This window comes from Actinotalea sp. C106 (assembly GCF_023630195.1).
GTDB lineage: Bacteria > Actinomycetota > Actinomycetes > Actinomycetales > Cellulomonadaceae > Actinotalea.
The window spans coordinates 1-4,149 of sequence record NZ_JALPKN010000273.1 but is presented as its reverse complement, the minus strand read 5'-3'; the positions used below and the strand labels follow the sequence as shown (position 1 = coordinate 4,149).

Annotated in this window: 4 protein-coding genes; 2 read left to right on the top strand and 2 right to left on the bottom strand. The window is 72.5% G+C overall.

The annotated features are described in order from the left end of the window. Positions 1-182 precede the first annotated feature (182 nt). Both L0B03_RS14735 and L0B03_RS14730 read right to left on the bottom strand, forming a co-directional pair. A complete protein-coding gene (locus tag L0B03_RS14735) occupies positions 183-638 on the bottom strand; it encodes a DUF4913 domain-containing protein (protein WP_250447116.1) in 456 nt (151 codons plus the stop codon). Next, positions 635-1,888: a type IV secretory system conjugative DNA transfer family protein gene (locus L0B03_RS14730; RefSeq protein ID WP_374204966.1), complete on the bottom strand. Its 1,254-nt coding sequence runs from the start codon at positions 1,886-1,888 to the stop codon at positions 635-637. Before L0B03_RS14730 ends, L0B03_RS14735 begins: the two co-directional genes overlap by 4 nt. 74 nt (positions 1,889-1,962) lie before the next feature. Here L0B03_RS14730 and L0B03_RS14725 point away from each other — a divergent pair, with 74 nt between their 5' ends. After that, the gene (locus L0B03_RS14725) at positions 1,963-3,177 is read left to right on the top strand and encodes an exonuclease SbcCD subunit D (RefSeq protein WP_250447113.1); all 1,215 of its coding nucleotides are present in this window, start codon (positions 1,963-1,965) and stop codon (positions 3,175-3,177) included. Then, the coding region (locus L0B03_RS14720; protein WP_250447110.1) for an AAA family ATPase at positions 3,177-4,149 on the top strand (973 nt) is incomplete at its 3' end. The genes L0B03_RS14725 and L0B03_RS14720, both read left to right, overlap by 1 nt.

The window sequence follows — 4,149 nt, the reverse complement described above, 5'->3', positions numbered from 1 at the left end:
ACCACTGCCCTCCACCCGGAGACGCAGCCAGTATGAGAACGGCACCAGACCCGTGACGGTTCATCCTGCGCTGGGCCGCTCCACCCACCAGACGACCCGCACTCACGACCACCACGCTGGGAGCCTGACCCTTCCGCGCAGGCAGCCCTTCCCTGCTCTCAGCCCAGGTCATATTGCGGCGGTCAGAGGCGTCGCGAGCCTGCGGTCGTGTGCTCGCGTACATCGACGAACACGCCCTCAGGGGGAGCCACGTAGGGCAGGGGCTCGCCCTTCTTGCAGGTGTTCTCCTCCCCGTCGGTGGCCCCTGCGAAGGGTCCGTCGGGGTCCATGAGGGCGGGCATGTGGTGGTCGGCGTGGTCGCGGAACCAGATGCTCATGCCGGTGGCGGGGTCTTGGCGTAGGTGTTCCCACGCTCGCCAGAGGGCTTCGAGACGGATGACGGCTTCGTCGTAGCGCCACCACTGCCCTGCCCAGCAGCGGTGGCAGCCGTCGATGCGGCGCTTGTAGACGTGGCGTAGGTATTCGCGCACGAACTCGTCCACCGACTCGTAGTAGAGCTCCGGCTCCTCACCGGACATCTCGTCACCGCCCTCGGCGGTGTCTGGGTCGTCGTAGTCGTCCTGGCCCCAATCGCTCACAGGGCCCCCTCCCCCACCGAGCTTGCCTGCACGGTGACCAGGTCGGTCTGAGCTTGGTGGATGGTCCGCTCGGCCTGAGGGTCGTGGGCTGCGATCGAAGCCCTCACCGCGGCGGCGTGAGGGCCAGCCATCCAGGGGGTGGTGCGAATCAGGGTCGGCCTGGACCCGGAGGCCAGGACCACCGCGCGTCCCTTGGGCAGCGCGGCCAGGTCCGCGACGTCCAGGATGCGTTCGCGGTGCAGCTGTTGGGAGACGGTGCGGTGTCCGCGCCCGGAGGAGGTGGAGGAGGACAGGCGGTCGTAGTCGCCGATCATGCGCGAGAGGTCCTCGAGGAAGGCAGCTTCGCTGACTCCGCCGCCGTAGACCTTGATGTTGGCCGCCGACCAGAGCTTCTTCATCCCGGCTTCGCCCCAGACTTCGGTGCCTTGGGACCAGGACTGCAGGATGGTCATGAGCACGATGCCGCGGGACCCGTAGTGGGAGTACAGGTTCGGCAGCTCCCGCCACCGGCACACGTTCGCCGCCTCATCGAGCACCCCCACCAACGGCGTGCCCAGGCGACCACCAGCGGAGCGGGCGGCGAGCTCCTCAGCGGCCTCGACCACGGCGACGGTCAACGCGGTGACCAGCGGCCCGGCGGTCCCGCGCCCTTCCTTGGACAGGGAGTACAGGGTCCCGCCGTCAGCCCGCACGAAGTCCTCCGGCGAGAACTGAGGGCGGGGGTCGGTGGGCCCGGCGGGGGTGATCCAGGTGGCGACTTGGCGGTTGGTCAGACAGGAGGCCATCTGCTGGGCGGTGCCGAACACCCCGCCGCGCTGCTTGTCCGGGGCGGAGACGACGCCGGCGACCTGGTCGGCGGTCAGGGTGAACCCGTGCTCGCGCAGGATGTCGACGGCTGTTTCGTCGGTGGGGCGGGTTAGCCAGGTGTAGACCGCGGTGATCGGCCGGGAGTCGAGGGCTGCGGCGAGTAGGAGGCCGGCGAGGAGGTCTTGGCCGGCGGGGTCGAAGTAGGCGTCGGTCTTGGCTCCGGGGTCGCGGGACCCGGTGGCGAAGTGTTCGGCGAGCTTGGCGGCGCGGACCTCGTCGGTCACGTAGGACAGCGGGTTCCACCACCAGGTCGGGTCTTCCAGGGCGATGGCTTGGGGGTCGAAGACCCACACCGGCCCGGCGTGGGCGCGGACGTCGCGGGTGGCGTCGACGACGTCGCGCTTGTTGGAGGTCACCAGCACTGATCCGGGGGCGTCCAGGATCGCGGGGACCGCGCGGGTCGCCGCACGGCGACGGGTGCAGGGTCGTGTCGGTGGTCCGGGCTACCGTCGGCCCCATGCGGATCCTGCACACGAGCGACTGGCACCTCGGTCGCACGCTGCACGGGGTGGATCTGCTCGGGCACCAGGCCGAGTACCTCGACCACCTCGTCGACCTTGTGCGCAGCGCCTCGGTCGAGGCCGTCGTGGTCTCGGGGGACGTCTACGACCGCGCGGTGCCTCCGGTCGAGGCCGTCCAGCTCCTCGCCGACGCCCTGGACCGGCTGTCCGCCCACGCCCAGGTCGTGGTGACCCCGGGCAACCACGACTCCGCGATCCGCCTCGGCTTCGCCTCCTCCCTCCTGCGCGACGGCGTGCACGTGCGGGCCCGCGTGGCCGACGTCGGGCGCCCGGTCGAGCTGCGCAGCGAGGACGGCGCGCCCACCCTTGTCTACGCCCTGCCCTACCTCGACCCTGACGTGGTCCGCCGCGAGCTGGCCGAGGAGTCCGACGAGGAGGGCGCCCCGCGTCCCCTGCCTCGCTCGCACGAGGCCGTCATGGCTGCCGCGATGCGGCGGGTGCGGGCCGACCTCGCGGCACGCGCTGCCGGTGCTTCCGAGCCGATGCGGTCGGTCGTCATGGCCCACGCCTTCGTCGTCGGGGGTGAGCCCTCGGAGTCCGAGCGGGACATCCGCGTCGGCGGGGTGGACTCGGTGCCCGCCGGGGTTTTCACGGGGGTGGACTACGTCGCGCTGGGGCACCTGCATGGACCCCAGCGGCTGCGCTTCCCCCAGCAGGCCGAGGGCGACCGCGGGCCCGTGCTGCAGTACTCGGGCTCACCTCTCGCCTACTCCTTCTCCGAGCGGAACCAGCGCAAGGCCTCGGTGATCGTCGAGCTCGGCGCCGACGGCGTGGTCGGCGAGCTCGAGTTGGTCCCCGCGCCGGTCCCGCGGCGTCTGGCCGAGGTCACCGGGAGCCTCGAGGACCTCCTCGGCGCCACCGGCGAGCCCCACGTCCAGGACTGGGTGCGCGTCGTGGTGACCGACCCCGCCCGGCCGAACGAGCTCTACGCCCGCGTGCGGGACCGCTTCCCGCACGCGCTCGCGGTCGAGCACCGCCCGACCGGGGGTGCCGCGACCGACCGGGCCACCGTGGTCACCGCCGCGCGGGACCCGCTCGAGGTCACGGCCGACTTCGTCGAGCACGTGACCGGCACCGCCCCGACCGAGGCCGAGCTCGCGGTGCTGCGCCGGGCCTACGAGGACGTGCTCGCCGCGGAGCGGAGCGCCTGATGTACCTGCACACCATGACCCTGCAGGCCCTCGGGCCCTTCGCCGGCGCCCACACCATCGACTTCGCCGAGCTCGGCGCCTCGGGGATCTTCCTCCTCGAAGGGCCCACCGGGGCTGGGAAGTCGACCCTCATCGACGCCCTCGTCTTCGCCCTGTACGGCAAGGTCGCCTCGAAGGACGCGAGCGACGAACGACTCCGCTCAGCCCACGCGAGCCCCGCCGACGAGACCGTCGTCGACCTGGTCTTCGAGTGCGGCTCAGGGATCTACCGGGTGCGCCGTACCCCCGCCTACCAGCGCCCCAAGCAGCGTGGCTCCGGCACCACCCTGCAGCAGGCCTCCGTGCGCCTGTGGCGGCTGAGCAGCCCCGACGCCCCCGAGGACGGCGAGCTGCTCTCCGCGCGGCTCGACGAGGCCGGGCTCGAGCTGCAGCGGATCGTCGGCCTCGACAGGCACCAGTTCGTCCAGACCGTCGTGCTCCCCCAGGGCGAGTTCGCCGGATTCCTGCGGGCCAAGCCCGAAGACCGCCGCGGACTGCTTCAGCGCGTCTTCGGCACCGCGGTCTACGAGCAGGTCGAGCAGCGCCTCGTGCGGATGCGGGCCGAGGTCGGCCGTGCGGTCGAGGACGGTCGCGAGGCCGTCGCCCGCAGCACAGCCCACCTCCTCGGTGCCGCCGGGCTGGCCGAGGAGGAGGCCACGGCCCTGCAGGCCGCGAGCGGCTCCCTCGAGGACCCCGACGGCGAGGGCGGTCTGCTCGCCCTCGGACGCGCCCACGCCGACGCCCTCGAAGAGCGGGCACGTCGGGCTCGAACCGTCGCGGACCAGGCGAAGGCCGCGTGCGCAGGCACCCAGCAGGCCCTCGACGACGGGCGCCGTCAGCTCGACCTGGTGCGCCGCCGCACCGCCTTGCGCACCGAGCTCGCGACCCTCGAGGCGCGCTCCGACGAGCACCAGCGCGAGGCCGACCGGTGCG